At 61.1% G+C, this 13,238-nt stretch carries 14 protein-coding genes and 1 other RNA gene; 9 read left to right on the top strand and 6 right to left on the bottom strand.

Going from position 1 to position 13,238, the window contains the following annotated elements:
- From ACSBQS_RS17510 to ACSBQS_RS17495, 4 genes are all read left to right on the top strand, one after another.
- The gene (locus ACSBQS_RS17510) at positions 1 to 402 is read left to right on the top strand and encodes a phage holin family protein (protein WP_015379160.1); all 402 of its coding nucleotides are present in this window, start codon (positions 1 to 3) and stop codon (positions 400 to 402) included.
- A complete protein-coding gene (locus ACSBQS_RS17505; RefSeq protein ID WP_004937121.1) occupies positions 399 to 686 on the top strand; it encodes a YqjK-like family protein in 288 nt (95 codons plus the stop codon). The genes ACSBQS_RS17510 and ACSBQS_RS17505 overlap by 4 nt, the downstream gene beginning before the upstream one ends.
- A 295-nt stretch (positions 687 to 981) precedes the next feature.
- Positions 982 to 1,377: a DoxX family protein gene (locus ACSBQS_RS17500; RefSeq protein ID WP_033644519.1), complete on the top strand. Its 396-nt coding sequence runs from the start codon at positions 982 to 984 to the stop codon at positions 1,375 to 1,377.
- A gap of 71 nt (positions 1,378 to 1,448) precedes the next feature.
- Positions 1,449 to 2,435 carry a glutathione S-transferase family protein gene (locus tag ACSBQS_RS17495; RefSeq protein ID WP_197666811.1) on the top strand — a complete coding sequence of 329 codons (987 nt, stop codon included), beginning with the start codon at positions 1,449 to 1,451 and terminating at the stop codon, positions 2,433 to 2,435.
- Between the two features lie 51 nt (positions 2,436 to 2,486).
- Here the strand turns inward: ACSBQS_RS17495 and ACSBQS_RS17490 are convergent, their stop codons facing one another.
- Positions 2,487 to 3,383, bottom strand: a complete 897-nt coding sequence (locus tag ACSBQS_RS17490; RefSeq protein ID WP_025304355.1) for a LysR family transcriptional regulator — start codon at positions 3,381 to 3,383, stop codon at positions 2,487 to 2,489.
- Positions 3,384 to 3,490: 107 nt separating this feature from the next.
- Between ACSBQS_RS17490 and ACSBQS_RS17485 the strand changes: the two genes are divergently transcribed.
- The gene (locus tag ACSBQS_RS17485) at positions 3,491 to 4,192 is read left to right on the top strand and encodes a pirin family protein (RefSeq protein ID WP_099783939.1); all 702 of its coding nucleotides are present in this window, start codon (positions 3,491 to 3,493) and stop codon (positions 4,190 to 4,192) included.
- Positions 4,193 to 4,249: 57 nt separating this feature from the next.
- Here ACSBQS_RS17485 and rnpB read toward each other — a convergent pair.
- Positions 4,250 to 4,627, bottom strand: an RNA gene (rnpB, locus tag ACSBQS_RS17480) — RNase P RNA component class A.
- Positions 4,628 to 4,668: 41 nt separating this feature from the next.
- Entirely contained in the window at positions 4,669 to 5,532 is an 864-nt protein-coding gene (gene rsmI, locus ACSBQS_RS17475; RefSeq protein ID WP_004937108.1) for a 16S rRNA (cytidine(1402)-2'-O)-methyltransferase, read from the bottom strand.
- 62 nt (positions 5,533 to 5,594) lie between these two features.
- On the opposite strand from rsmI, the gene ACSBQS_RS17470 reads away from it, so the two are divergent.
- The 4 genes from ACSBQS_RS17470 to dolP are packed head-to-tail and all read left to right on the top strand — an operon-like array spanning position 5,595 to position 9,211.
- Positions 5,595 to 7,634 (top strand): penicillin-binding protein activator, encoded by a 2,040-nt coding sequence (locus ACSBQS_RS17470; RefSeq protein WP_047026550.1) that lies wholly within the window; start codon positions 5,595 to 5,597, stop codon positions 7,632 to 7,634.
- Positions 7,631 to 7,984 carry a YraN family protein gene (locus ACSBQS_RS17465; RefSeq protein WP_434991254.1) on the top strand — a complete coding sequence of 118 codons (354 nt, stop codon included), beginning with the start codon at positions 7,631 to 7,633 and terminating at the stop codon, positions 7,982 to 7,984. The genes ACSBQS_RS17470 and ACSBQS_RS17465 overlap by 4 nt, the downstream gene beginning before the upstream one ends.
- A 51-nt stretch (positions 7,985 to 8,035) precedes the next feature.
- Positions 8,036 to 8,626, top strand: a complete 591-nt coding sequence (gene diaA / locus ACSBQS_RS17460; protein WP_004937103.1) for a DnaA initiator-associating protein DiaA — start codon at positions 8,036 to 8,038, stop codon at positions 8,624 to 8,626.
- A gap of 9 nt (positions 8,627 to 8,635) precedes the next feature.
- Positions 8,636 to 9,211, top strand: coding sequence for a division/outer membrane stress-associated lipid-binding lipoprotein (gene dolP / locus ACSBQS_RS17455; RefSeq protein ID WP_021505102.1), 576 nt, complete (start codon positions 8,636 to 8,638; stop codon positions 9,209 to 9,211).
- Between the two features lie 39 nt (positions 9,212 to 9,250).
- Here the strand turns inward: dolP and mtgA are convergent, their stop codons facing one another.
- From mtgA to arcB, 3 genes are all read right to left on the bottom strand, one after another.
- Positions 9,251 to 9,982 (bottom strand): monofunctional biosynthetic peptidoglycan transglycosylase, encoded by a 732-nt coding sequence (gene mtgA, locus ACSBQS_RS17450; protein WP_434991253.1) that lies wholly within the window; start codon positions 9,980 to 9,982, stop codon positions 9,251 to 9,253.
- Entirely contained in the window at positions 9,979 to 10,632 is a 654-nt protein-coding gene (gene elbB / locus ACSBQS_RS17445) for an isoprenoid biosynthesis glyoxalase ElbB (protein WP_033644510.1), read from the bottom strand. Before elbB ends, mtgA begins: the two co-directional genes overlap by 4 nt.
- Positions 10,633 to 10,869: 237 nt before the next feature.
- Complete coding sequence (arcB, locus tag ACSBQS_RS17440) at positions 10,870 to 13,209, bottom strand: aerobic respiration two-component sensor histidine kinase ArcB (protein WP_033644509.1); 2,340 nt, start codon at positions 13,207 to 13,209, stop codon at positions 10,870 to 10,872.
- Positions 13,210 to 13,238: the final 29 nt, after the last annotated feature.

Raw genomic sequence — 13,238 nt, 5'->3', positions numbered from 1 at the left:
ATGGCTGAACAACCGCAAGTGCGCGCGCAGGGCCCCGCTAAAGGGGTCCTGGATATCGGTCAGCGCATCATCACGATCCTGGTCGGCATGGTGGAAACCCGTGTCCGGCTGGCGGTCGTCGAGCTGGAAGAGGAGAAAGCCAACCTCATTCAGCTGCTGATCATGGCCGGCATGACGTTGCTGTTCACCGCCTTCGGTTTGATGAGCCTGCTGATCCTGATCTTCTGGGCCATCGATCCGGTCTATCGGCTGGTGGCGCTGGGCGCGACAACCGGCGTGCTGCTGTTCCTCGCCGTAGTCGGCACCATCTGGACGCTGGTCAAGGCCCGTCGCACCACGCTGCTGGGCGCCACGCGCAAGCAACTGGAGCTCGATCGCGCCGAACTGGAGCGAGAGCCATGAGCCGCCGCCGCTATCTGGAATGGAAAAAAGAGAGGCTGATTCGGCAGATCCAGCAACAGCGTCTGGATCTGGCCGAACACAAGTCTCTGTGGCTCGAAAAGACCGAACGCATCGACCGCGGCTGGCAAACGGTGTTTGGCCTGCGCCGCTATCTGGTGCTCGGTTCCAGCGTCATGGCGCTGTACGGCATCCGCCACCCCAGCAAGATGATCCGCTGGTCGCGTCGCGCTTTCGGCGCATGGAGCGCTATCCGTCTGTTTAAAAAGACGTTTTCCGCCAAGTAAGCCGCTTGGTCTTTCCTTCAAACCTCCTGTTGCTCTGCCCGCATTTTCTCCCTTGATACAACGCGTCCAACCCCGGGGCCGGGCAACCTGCTGATCGGCGGCATTTTATTAGCACGCTAAAGATTCAGATTTTTTGAAAAATTACGACAGTTTTACTTGCTAACAACCTGAGCACTTCCCGCTTAACATTCACTCCATCAATACGATACGAGCCGGACAGGGCGAACGTCCTGATATACCGCTCGTTGACATGGCTTCCGCCGAACAGGCATACAAAAACACTTTGGAGTAGATGATGAAAAAATTAGAAGATACAGGTTTGTTGGTTGCTCGTATTCTGATGCCAATCCTGTTTATCGTGGCAGGCTACGGCAAAATGGGTGACGCCTACGCCGGAACCCAACAGTACATGCAATCGATGGGCGTGCCTGGCTTCTTGCTGCCGCTGACCATCCTGCTGGAATTTGGCGGCGGTCTGGCGATCCTGTTCGGTTTCCTGACCCGCACCGTGGCACTGTTCACCGCCGGTTTCACCATCCTGACCGCGCTGCTGTTCCACACTGATTTTGCGAACGAAGTAAACCAGCTGATGTTCATGAAAAACCTGACCATCGCCGGCGGCTTCATCGTGTTGGCGGTCGCCGGCCCAGGCGGCTTCAGTATCGACCGTCTTCTGAACAAGAAATGGTAATCTAAACTGTCATTCAGGGCCCGGCATGCCGGGCCCTGTCGTTTTTTAACTCGGACACCAAGGAGATTCCCATGGGACAACTCGTCGATGGCGTTTGGCAAGACATCTGGTATGACACCAAATCTACCGGCGGCCGTTTCAAACGTTCAACCGCTCAGTTTCGCAATTGGGTGACCGCCGACGGTCAGCCGGGCGAACACGGCGTGGACGGCTTCCAGGCCGAAGCGGGCCGTTATCACCTTTATGTTTCTCTCGCCTGCCCCTGGGCGCATCGCACGCTGCTGATGCGCAAACTGAAAGGGCTGGAGCAGATCATTCCGGTCTCGGTGGTGCACCCGCTGATGCTGGAAAACGGCTGGACCTTCGGCCAGGATTTTCCTGAAACCACCGGCGATCCGCTGTATCACGCCGACTTCCTGTACCAGATCTACCTGCGGGCCGATCCGCACTACAGCGGGCGCGTGACCGTACCGGTGCTGTGGGATAAACAGCGGCAAACCATCGTCAGCAACGAGTCCGCCGACATCATCCGCATGTTCAACAGCGCGTTTGACGGCGTCGGCGCTCGGGCAGGCGACTACTACCCGACCGCGCTGCGCGGCAAGATCGATGAGCTTAACGGTTGGATTTACGATCAAGTGAACAACGGCGTGTACAAGGCCGGTTTTGCCACCAGCCAGGAAGCCTATGACGAAGCGGTCAACGGGGTATTCAACGCGCTGGAACGCCTGGAGCAGATCCTGGGGCAGCATCGTTACCTGACCGGCGATCGGCTGACCGAAGCCGATCTGCGTCTGTGGACCACGCTGGTGCGTTTCGATCCGGTGTACGTCACCCACTTCAAGTGCGACAAACACCGCATCAGCGACTACCTCAATCTGTACGGCTTCCTGCGCGACATCTACCAGATGCCGGGCATCGCCGAGACGGTCAGCCTGCCGCACATTCGCAACCACTACTACCGCAGCCACGCTACCATCAACCCGCACGGCATCATTTCCATCGGGCCGGCGCAGGATCTGGACGAGCCACACGGCCGCGACCAGCGCTTCGGTTAAGGCGAAAAAAATCCCCTTGCCGCCCGGCAAGGGGATCTCATCCAACCGACGTTAACGCTGCGCGAACAGGCGCGGAATCTCACGCAGGAACCAGGCTTTCGCCTCCCCCATGCTGTCGCGCCGCCAGGCCATGATGATGTCGGCTTCGCGGCTGTATTCCGGCCCGACCACGCGCAGCCGCCCGGCTTCGATATCTTTCTCCACCATCGGGTACGGCATGGTCGCCACCCCCAACCCGGCCAGCAGCGCCAGGCGTTTGTCTTCAATGGTGCTCACCGTCAGGCGCTGTTGCTTGTCCAGCAGCTGTACGGTCAATACCGGGCGCTCACGGGCGGTGTCGGCCACCGCAATACCGCGGTACTTCACGCGGGTCACTTCGGAAAGCGGCTCCGGCTCCAGGTGGATCGGATGATCCGGCGCGGCGACATAAACGCTCATCACCTTATACAGTTTGCGGGTGTTGATCTCCGACGACGCGCGGAAATGCATGTCCGGCGCGATCACGATGTCGGCTCGCCCCTGCTCCAGCCGCTCCCAGGCGCCCGCCAGCACCTCGGTGAAAATGGACACCTGGGTGTTGGCCTTCAGCGCCAGCTTGTCAACCAGCGGGAACAGCAGGCTCGGCGGCGACAGCGCTTCACTGACGATAGTCAGGTGAGTTTCCCAACCGCGCGCCAACGCTTCGGCGTCGGTGGTCAGCTTATCGGCCGCCTCCAGCAGCACCCGACCGCGTTCCAGCAACATGCGCCCCACGTTGGTGAACTTGGTGCGGTGGCCCGAACGGTCGAACAGCACCACGTCCAATTCTTCTTCCAATTTTTGCATGGTGTAGCTGAGTGCCGACGGCACCCGGCCCAATTCGTCGGCGGCCGCGGCGAAGCTGCCGCGCCGGTCGATTGCATCCATCACCCTTAGTGCCTCAAGCGTGAGCGCCCGATCTCTGGCCATCGCATCCCTCTGTCAGGAAATTTGAATATGCCGACCAGATTAACTGGCTAACAATCCGACGTCCAGATGCTTACCATTTGGATAATGAATTTAGAGAGCCGATTGCCATGATTACATGCAGAACAGCACAACAATGCGGGCAAGCTGACTTTGGTTGGCTGCAGGCTCGCTACACCTTTTCCTTTGGTCACTACTTCGATCCCAAACTGATGGGCTACGCGTCGCTGCGGGTGTTGAATCAGGAGGTGCTGGCGCCGGGCGCGTCGTTCCAGCCGCGCACCTATCCCAACGTGGATATCCTGAACCTGATCCTGCAGGGCGAGGCGGAATACCGCGACAGCGACGGCAACACCACGCGGGTTAAAGCCGGCGAAGCGTTGCTGTTGGCCACCCACCCGGGCCTGAGCTACAGCGAGCAGAACGTCAGCGGCGATACGCCGCTCACCCGCCTGCAGCTGTGGCTGGACGCCTGCCCGGAACGCAGCAACGAACGGGTGCAGCGCCTGGCGCTGCCGGCGGCGGGCAGCCTGCTGTTGGCTTCGCCGGACGGCGCGCAGGGCAGCCTGCAGCTGCGTCAACAGGTCTGGATCCATCATCTCGATCTGCAGCCGGGCGAAGAACAAACGCTGACGATTAACGGGCCGCGCGCTTATCTGCAGTCGATACACGGCACCATCGCCGCCACCGGCGAGCGCCACGAGGAACAACGCCTGACCTGCGGCGACGGCGCCTTCGTACGCGAGGAGAATCGCCTGACGATCCGCGCCGAGACGCCGCTGCGCGCGCTGCTGATTGATCTGCCGGTGTAAGCCGGCCGGAAAACGAAAAACCCCGCGCAACTGACGTTGCGCGGGGTTTTCTTTTGTCGAGGGAGTTGACCGGTAAGCCGGGTTCTGTCGTGGACAGTCATTCCTCTAGGCCAGCAATCGCTCACTGGCTCAAGCAGCCTACCCGGGTTCAGTACGGGCCGTACCATGTGAACCCCTATTTGGCCTTGCTCCGGGTGGAGTTTACCGTGCCACGAACTGTTGCCAGCCGCGCGGTGCGCTCTTACCGCACCCTTTCACCCTTACCTGATCCCGCTTGCGCGGGCCATCGGCGGTTTGCTCTCTGTTGCACTAGTCGTAGGCTTGCGCCTCCCAGGCGTTACCTGGCACCCTGCCCTATGGAGCCCGGACTTTCCTCCCCTCCATCTGTCTCCCCGAAGAGGACGGCAATGAAGCGGCGACTGTCTGGTCAACTCCGGCGCGGATAGTAGCGTCGCGGCGGCGGCAGGTCAACCGCTTTACGGCTGTTGTTGCTCCAGCGCGTGCTTATACAGCGCATTTTTCTTCACGCCGTGGATTTCCGCCGCCAGCGCCGCCGCCTTTTTCAACGGCAACTCTTTTTGCAGCAGCGCCAGCGTGCGCAGCGCCTCAAGCGGCAGCGCATCCTCCTGCGCCTTGTGGCCTTCGACGATCAGCACCATTTCGCCGCGGCGGCGCACTTCATCTTCCTGCACCCACGCCAGCAGCTCGCCCACCGGCGCGCCGTGGATAGATTCCCAGGTTTTGGTCAGCTCGCGCGCCAGCACGACATAGCGCTGCGGGCCCCAAACGGTGACCATGTCCTGCAGACTTTCCAGCAGGCGGTGAGTGGATTCGTAGAAAATCAGCGTGCGCGGTTCCTCCGCCAGCGCCATCAGCGTATCCTTGCGCCCCTTGGTTTTCGCCGGCAGAAAACCTTCGTAGCAGAAACGGTCGGAAGCGACGCCCGCGGCGCACAGCGCGGTAGTGGCGGCGCAGGCGCCCGGCAGCGGCACCACGCGAATGCCGGCCTCGCGGCAGCGGCGCACCAGGTGATAACCGGGATCGTTGATCAGCGGCGTGCCGGCGTCGGAAACCAGCGCGATGCTCTGGCCTTCCTGCAGTTTCGCCAGCAGCTGATCGGCCTTTTGCTGTTCGTTGTGATCGTGCAGCGCGAACAGACGCGCGTTGATCGCGAAGTGTTGCAGCAGCAATCCGGTATGGCGCGTGTCTTCCGCCGCGATCAGATCAACGCTTTTCAGTACCTCTAACGCGCGGTGGGTAATATCGCCCAGATTGCCGATTGGGGTGGGCACCACATACAGCGTTGATGCAGAAATGACTGATTGTTGGTGTTGATTCATTGTTTCATCCGGGTTGCCGATTTAATATTGAGCATCTTGAAAAAAACATCACTGGATACAGTATGCTTTCCTCAACATTCGTTCGTACCAAAGCAGGGCGTTCCAAGCCTGTCCGACTTACCGCAGTCATCGCGGCCGCCCTTTTCCTGGCAGGCTGTCCGAGTCGGGCCCCGCAAACGCCGCCCGCCAATATACAGGACGAAGCGAGCGCCAGCTCCGATTACTACCTGCAGCAGTTGCAGCAAAGCAGCGATGATAACAAGGCTGACTGGCAATTACTTGCTATTCGCGCCTTGCTGCGTGAAGGAAAACTGCCGCAGGCCGGCGACCAGTTGAATCAGCTGCCGAAAAACCTCAGCGGCGCACAGCAGACCGAACGCCAGTTGCTGACCGCCGAACTGCAGATCGCCAACAAGAGCTACGTCAGCGCCCGCAGCACGCTGGGCCACCTGGACAGCGGTGCGCTGTCGCCGAATCAAAAGGTGCGCTACTACCAGGCGCAGATCGCCGCCAACCAGGGCAAAGCATCGCTGCCGCTGATCCGCGCTTATATCGCTCAGGAGCCGTTGCTGACCGGCAAGGCGCACCAGGACAATCTGGATCAAACCTGGCAGGCCCTGCTGCAGCTGACGCCGCAGGAGATGAACAGCCTGGTGATCAACGCCGACGAGAACGTGCTGCAAGGCTGGCTGGATCTGCTGCGTGTCTATCAGGACAACAAGCAGGATCCCGATCTGCTGAAGGCCGGCATCAAAGACTGGCAGAACCGTTATCCGAAGAACCCGGCGGCCAAAACGCTGCCGGCTCGCCTGAATCAGGTGCTGAACTTCACCCAGGCCTCCACCTCGAAAATCGCCCTGCTGCTGCCGTTGAACGGCCAGGCGAAAGTGTTCGCCGACGCCATCCAGCAAGGGTTCGAAGCGGCGAAAAACGGCGGTTCCCTGCCGGCGCCGCAGCCTCAAGCCGCGCAACCGGCCGGCGCGCCGGCCCAAACGGCGCCGGCCGATCAGGCCGCTGCCGGTGACATCAACGCCAACGGCGCGATCAGCCCTTCGGCGCAAGAGAGCCAGCCGGCCGTCACCGCCGCGCAACCCGCTGCGCCGTCCAGCGCGCCGATAACGCCGCTGCAGGCCGCTAATGCGCAGGTCAAAGTGTACGACACCACCAGCCAGCCGCTGGCCGCCTTGCTGAGCCAGGCGCAGCAGGATGGCGCCACTCTGGTGGTCGGGCCGCTGCTGAAAGAGAACGTCGATCAGCTGTCCGCCAGCACCACCACGCTGAACGTGCTGGCGCTCAACCAGCCCGAAACGCCGAAAGACAACCTGAACATCTGTTACTTCGCCCTGTCGCCGGAAGATGAAGCGCGCGACGCCGCCCGCCACATCTGGGAACAACAGAAGCGCCAACCGCTGCTGCTGGTGCCGCGCGGCGCCTTCGGCGATCGCGTCGCCAAGGCCTTTAACCAGGAATGGCAGAAGCAAGGCGGGCAAACCGTGCTGCGTCAGGACATCGGCTCCGCCGGTGAACTGCGCCAGATGGTGAACAGCGGCGGCATCCGCATGACCGGCACGCCGATGTCGAGCGCCCCAGCGCCGCAGAGCGTCACCATCGCCGGGCTGACCATTCCGGCGCCGCCGAGCGACGTGCCCGCCGCTACCGGCGGCAGCGTCGACGCGGTGTACATCGTCGCTACCCAGTCCCAACTGACGCTGATCAAACCGATGATCGACATGGCCACCAGCTCGCGCGGCAAACCGGCGATGTACGCCAGCTCGCGCAGCTACCAGGCCGGTGCCGGCCCGGACTTCCGTCTGGAAATGGAAGGTCTGCAGTTCAGCGATATCCCTCTGCTGGCGGGCTCAAACCCTCAGCTGTTGCAGCAAGCCAGCGCGCGTTTCCGCAACGATTACTCGCTGGTGCGCCTGTATGCGATGGGGATGGATGCCTGGACATTGGCCAACCACTTTGCTGAAATGCGCCAGCTGCCGGGCTTCCAGGTTTCCGGCACCACCGGCACGCTGAGCGCGTCGCCGAACTGCGTGATCAACCGCAAGCTGCCTTGGCTGCAATATCGTCAGGGTACGGTCGTGCCGGTCTCTTGAACCCACGCGCCGCCGGGGCGGGCTATGAGTTACTGGCCCGCCGTCATCTGGAACGCGCCGGGCTCACCTTCTGCGTCGCCAACGTCGCGGTGCGCGGCGGCGAGCTCGACCTCATCATGCGCGACGGCGCCACCTGGGTGTTCGTCGAAGTGCGCTACCGCCGCAACGACGCCTTCGGCGGCGCGGCCGCCAGCGTCACCTCTCGCAAACAACAGCGGCTGCTGCACGCCGCCGCCGTCTGGCTGGCGGAGCGCGGCGCCAGTTTTGACACATCATCTTGCCGTTTTGATGTTTTGGCCATTACCGGTAGCCAGTTAGAATGGATACCCAACGCCTTCAATGCGGATTAATCGGGGTTTTGCGGCGCAGACCGGCCCTTTGACTTAGTGGATTAATACAACGTGCTGGATAGAATTAAAGTCTGTTTTACCGAAAGCATCCAAACCCAGATCGCGGCGGCGGAAGCACTGCCGGATGCCATTTCCCGCGCTGCGATGACGCTGGTTCAATCCTTACTCAACGGCAACAAAATCCTGTGCTGCGGCAACGGCACTTCGGCCGCCAACGCACAGCACTTCGCCGCCAGCATGATCAACCGTTTTGAAACCGAGCGCCCCAGCCTGCCGGCCATCGCCCTCAACGCCGACAACGTGGTGCTGACCGCGATCAGCAACGATCGCCTGCACGACGAAGTGTACGCCAAGCAGGTGCGCGCGCTCGGGCACACCGGCGACGTGCTGCTGGCGATTTCCACCCGCGGCAACAGCCGTGATATTGTGAAAGCGGTCGAAGCGGCCGTCACGCGCGATATGACCATCGTCGCGCTCACCGGCTACGACGGCGGCGAGCTGGCCGGGTTGCTCGGCCAACAGGATGTCGAGATCCGCATCCCGTCGCACCGCAGTTCGCGCATTCAGGAAATGCATATGCTGACCGTAAACTGCCTGTGCGACCTGATAGACAATACGTTATTCCCCCACCAGGACGATTAAGGAACTGAGATGAAGCTAAAAGCCACATTTGCAGTGCTGTCCAGCGCCCTGCTGTTGCAAGGCTGTATCGCCGGCGTCGTCGTCGGCAGTGCGGCCGTCGCCACCAAAACCGCCACCGACCCGCGTAGCGTAGGGACCCAGGTGGATGACGGCACGCTGGAAGCCAGGGTAGAAAGCGCCCTGAGCAAAGACCAGCAGTTGAAGAAAGAGGCCCGGGTGGTCGCCACCGCCTATCAGGGCAAGGTGCTGTTGACCGGCCAGTCGCCTAACGCCGATCTCACCGCGCGCGCCAAGCAGATCGCCATGGGCGTGGAAGGCACGACCGAAGTGTATAACGAAATTCGCCAGGGCACGCCGGTCAGCCTGAGCACCGCGTCCTCCGACACCTGGATCACCACCAAGGTGCGTTCGCAGCTGTTGACCAGCGATACGGTGAAATCGTCCAACGTGAAAGTCACCACCGAAAACGGCGAAGTGTTCTTGCTGGGCCTGGTCACACAGCAGGAAGGGCAGTCGGCGGCGCAGATCGCCAGCCAGGTCAGCGGCGTGAAGCACGTCACCACCGCCTTTACCTATGTGAAATAATCCGCCTGGCGGGAGCGGCGCCGTGCCGTTCCCGCCCGCTTAATCCAGCTTGTTCTCGCGTAAAAACGTTTCCCCGCCCAGCTGCCGCATCTGGCGCATAATCCACTGCTGTCGCTGCGCCACATAACCGGACGGCGCATCGGCCCTGAAGCGGTGCGGATTCGGCAATACCGCCGCCAGCAGCGCCGCTTCGGCCGCGGTCAGGCGCTTGGCCGGCTTATGGAAAAAGCGCTGTGAAGCCTCTTCCACGCCGAACACCCCGTCGCCGAACTCCACGATGTTCAGATACACCGTCAGAATACGTCGCTTGGTCCACACCAGCTCGATGCCCGACGTCAGCCCGGCCTCCAACCCTTTGCGCAGCCAGCTGCGGCCATCCCACAGAAACAGGTTCTTGGCGGTCTGCTGCGACAGCGTGGACGCGCCGCGGATGCGCGTCGGGCGCTTCTCGTTGTGGCTGAGCGCCTTTTCAATGGCCGCCACATCGAAGCCCCAATGGTCTGGAAACTTCTGATCTTCCGCTGCCATCACCGCCAGCGCCATCTGCGGCGAAATGTCGCCCATCGACACCCAGTCCGAATGAGCGACGTAGCCGAAGTCGCCGCTCAGCCAGGCGCTGATCTGCCGCTCCACCATCACGGCGGAAAACGGCACCGGCAGGAAGGCGAAGGCCACAATGCCCAACACCCACAGGCCGATAATCGCGATGACGCCGCGTTTCAGCCAATACCACGGACGCAGCCGCCGCCATCCGCCGACCGATTTGCTCATTCAGCCAGTTCCAGCACCCGCGCCACCAGTTTATCGATGCCGACAGCCGCCTGCGCGATCGACGGTGCCAGCATATAGGCCGGCGTGGTCACGATCTTGTGCTCGCTGTCCACCACGATGTCGTCCACCGGGCAAATCACCGGCTCGCCGCCCATGGCGTCAATCACTTCTCCCAGGTCGGGATCGTTGCCAATGGTCAGCCGCGCTTGTTGATCGAGCAGCTTCGGCAACAGCGCCGGTGCGATGCACATCAGGCCAATTGGTTTGTTGGCCTTATGCATCTCGCGCGTCAGACGCGCCAACGCTTCATCGACCCAACATTCCGCGCCGGCCTCGGCGAAATTGCTGAGATTCTTGGCGGCGCCAAAGCCGCCGGGCACGATCAGCGCATCCAACTGCGCGGCCTCCGCCAGCGCCAACGGCTGCACTGCGCCGCGGGCAATGCGCGCCGATTCAATCAGGACGTTGCGCGATTCCGCCATCTCCTCACCAGATAAGTGATTAATAACATGGCGTTGCGGTTTATCAGGCGCAAAACACACCGCCTGCGCGCCGGCACGGTCCAGCGCCAGCAGCGTCAGCACCGCTTCGTGGATCTCCGTACCGTCATAAACGCCGCTGCCGCTGAGGACTACACCCACCTTTTTCATCACTCTTCCTCCTGTCGCTGCTGTCAACTGGTTCGTGCTCGGAGTTGACAAACACTAATCTACATCACACATTTTAATGAATCTTCTAACAAGAGCGCTTACATTTGCTATGTTGTTGGCTGTATGATGTTTAGGAATTCGCTACAACCTGCTCGACCAGAACACTGAAACCAATACGCAGGTTCACAATTTCCCTGGTGTTGGCGCAATATTCGCGCACCCCGGCTCACGTCGGGGTCATTTTTTTTCAGCGTTCTCAACCCAAGCCCGCAGTACCTGCACGTCGTTGCGCCACTCTTGCTTCAGCTCATCTACCCAGTCCTGCACGTTATCCCACCAGGCCGGCAGCGTCGGCGTTTGAATCTGTTGCGCCAACTGCTGCAGGTGACGCAAGCCGACCGAACCGGCGGCGCCCTTGATCTTGTGCCCTTCCTCGGTGATGCCTTTCTGATCGCGCGCCGTCATATTGGAATCCAGCACCGCCAGATAACCCGGCATCATCTGTTCGAACATCTCCAGACTTTGATGGATCAACTGCGGGCCAACCAGGTCCATGTACTGCTCCAGCATCGCGGTATCGAGTAACGACTCATTAATCTGCATCGCCTTGTGCTCCGTTTTCTTAGAAGTGTGAGAAGGTTGATGATCCCAATAGTGTTTGATGACCTTGGTCAGCGCCGGCACCGACAGCGGCTTGCTCAGCACATCGTCCATGCCCGCCTCGAGATACTCTTTTTTGTCTTTCAGCACGTTGGCGGTCAGGGCCACCAACGGCGGCAGCGCCTGTCCGGCGTAACGCTCGCGCAGCGCCCGGGCGATATCCAGCCCGGTCATGTCCGGCAGTTGGATGTCCAGCAGCACCAGATCGAACTCGTCCGGATCGAACATCGCCAGCGCGTCGTGGCCGTTCATCGCCACCTCGACGCTGTTGCCCAGCTTCTCCAGCACCGAGCGCGCCACGATCACGTTCAGTTCGATATCTTCCACCAGCAGGATGTGCAGCGCCGGCAACGGCAGCTCCTCTTCCTCCGGCGCCGCGCTGACGGCTTCCTGCACCGCCGGCGCCTTGATGGTCAAAGTGAAGCAAGAACCGTGCCCTTGTTCGCTGCGCACGGTAATGTCGCCGCCCATGCTCTGCGCCAGCCGTTTGGAGACCGCCAGCCCGATGCCGGTGCCGGTGGCCGGACGGCCGCCGCGCTGATCTTTCACCTGATAATACATGGCGAAGATCTTGTCCTGCTCGTCCTGCGGGATGCCCATGCCCGAGTCTTCCACTTCGAACACCAGCTTCTCCTGCGCCTCGCGCCGCACGCGCACCACAATTTGCCCCTGCTGGGTAAATTTCACCGCGTTGCCGATCAGGTTCCACAAGATCTGCCGCAGGCGCGTGCCGTCGGTCACGATCTGCTGCGGCAGCGGCGTCTGCGGCTCCATGATGAACTGCAGCCCTTTCGGCTGCGCCAGCAGGCCCGAGAGGTTCTCCAGATCCGCCAGGAAACCGGTGAAGTCCACCGGCTGGTTGTCGAGCTGCACCTTGCGCCGCTCGAGCTTGTCCATTTCGATAATGTCGTTGAAGATATTGCCGAGGGTGATGGCGCTGACGTGAATGGTCTTCAGGTATTTCAGCTGCTCGTCGTTCAGCTCGGTATCGAGCAAAATGCGGCTCAGGCCGACGATGCCGTTAAGCGGCGTACGCAGCTCGTGGCTGATCGTGGAGATAAAGGTGGTCTTCTCCCTGCTGGCGTTCTCCAGCGCGTCCTGGTAGCGCTTACGCTCGGTAATATCGCGGCCGAAGCCCATCAGCCCGTGGCGTTTGCCCACCCGGTCGTAAAACGGGACCTTGCGCAGCTCGAAACAGGCCTTGCGGCCGTCGGGATACACCAGCCATTGTTCGTAGGTCAGCGAAACGTTGTGGCGGAACACCTTCTCGTCGGTCTCAATGACCTTTTCGGCGATCTCCTGGCCGTAGACGTCGAACGGCGTCAGGCCGATCAGCTGTTTCTCGCTTTTGCCGGTCAGCAGTTCCATCGCGCGGTTACAGCCGGAAAACTCTTTGTCTTCGTTGCGGTAGTAGACCAAATCCGGCGAGGCATCGAGGAAGGAACGCAGCAGCGCCGATTGCTGGCCCAGCTCAATCTGCGCCTGCTCGCGCTGCTCCATCTCTTCCGTCAGCTTTTCCATCACCTGCAGGCGCTCTTCTTCCGCTTTGATACGGTCGGCGATCTCCTGATTCAACTGGCTGATATTGTCTTTGAGCTGCTGATTAAGCTCCAGATCGCGGTGGCGCATCTCTTCCAGCTTGTCCACCAGCCGCGCCAGCCGTTGGCGCGACTCTTCCAGCTGTTCCACCACCACCGAGAGAAAGTAGACCGCCCACGGGGTGATCAACAGACCGAAGAAGATTGAACGCACCACGTCGATGCTTTCCACTTCGCCGCGCAGCAGCATGGTCACCGCCATCTGCACCACCATCGCCAGCACCACCAGCGCCGAGGCCAGCAGCAGCGAGAAGCGCACCAACCCCAGTTTCACCATTAAATCAACGTAGTACTGGGCCAACACCCGGATTTGCTTCATAGCGGCTCCCATCAGACACAATCTTTTGA

Origin of the sequence: Serratia sp. H402Y (assembly GCF_051172415.1) — a bacterium.
Taxonomy (GTDB): domain Bacteria; phylum Pseudomonadota; class Gammaproteobacteria; order Enterobacterales; family Enterobacteriaceae; genus Serratia; species Serratia ureilytica.
This window is presented reverse-complemented; position numbering and strand designations above follow the sequence as displayed.

Coding starts and splice junctions, on each gene's coding strand:
- ACSBQS_RS17505 (WP_004937121.1), top strand. CDS start 399: ATGAGCCGCCGCCGCTATCTGGAATGGAAAAAAGAGAGGCTGATTCGG.
- ACSBQS_RS17470 (WP_047026550.1), top strand. CDS start 5,595: ATGCTTTCCTCAACATTCGTTCGTACCAAAGCAGGGCGTTCCAAGCCT.
- ACSBQS_RS17500 (WP_033644519.1), top strand. CDS start 982: ATGAAAAAATTAGAAGATACAGGTTTGTTGGTTGCTCGTATTCTGATG.
- ACSBQS_RS17495 (WP_197666811.1), top strand. CDS start 1,449: ATGGGACAACTCGTCGATGGCGTTTGGCAAGACATCTGGTATGACACC.
- ACSBQS_RS17510 (WP_015379160.1), top strand. CDS start 1: ATGGCTGAACAACCGCAAGTGCGCGCGCAGGGCCCCGCTAAAGGGGTC.
- ACSBQS_RS17485 (WP_099783939.1), top strand. CDS start 3,491: ATGATTACATGCAGAACAGCACAACAATGCGGGCAAGCTGACTTTGGT.
- mtgA (WP_434991253.1), bottom strand. CDS start 9,982: ATGAGCAAATCGGTCGGCGGATGGCGGCGGCTGCGTCCGTGGTATTGG.
- elbB (WP_033644510.1), bottom strand. CDS start 10,632: ATGAAAAAGGTGGGTGTAGTCCTCAGCGGCAGCGGCGTTTATGACGGT.
- arcB (WP_033644509.1), bottom strand. CDS start 13,209: ATGAAGCAAATCCGGGTGTTGGCCCAGTACTACGTTGATTTAATGGTG.
- dolP (WP_021505102.1), top strand. CDS start 8,636: ATGAAGCTAAAAGCCACATTTGCAGTGCTGTCCAGCGCCCTGCTGTTG.
- rsmI (WP_004937108.1), bottom strand. CDS start 5,532: ATGAATCAACACCAACAATCAGTCATTTCTGCATCAACGCTGTATGTG.
- ACSBQS_RS17490 (WP_025304355.1), bottom strand. CDS start 3,383: ATGGCCAGAGATCGGGCGCTCACGCTTGAGGCACTAAGGGTGATGGAT.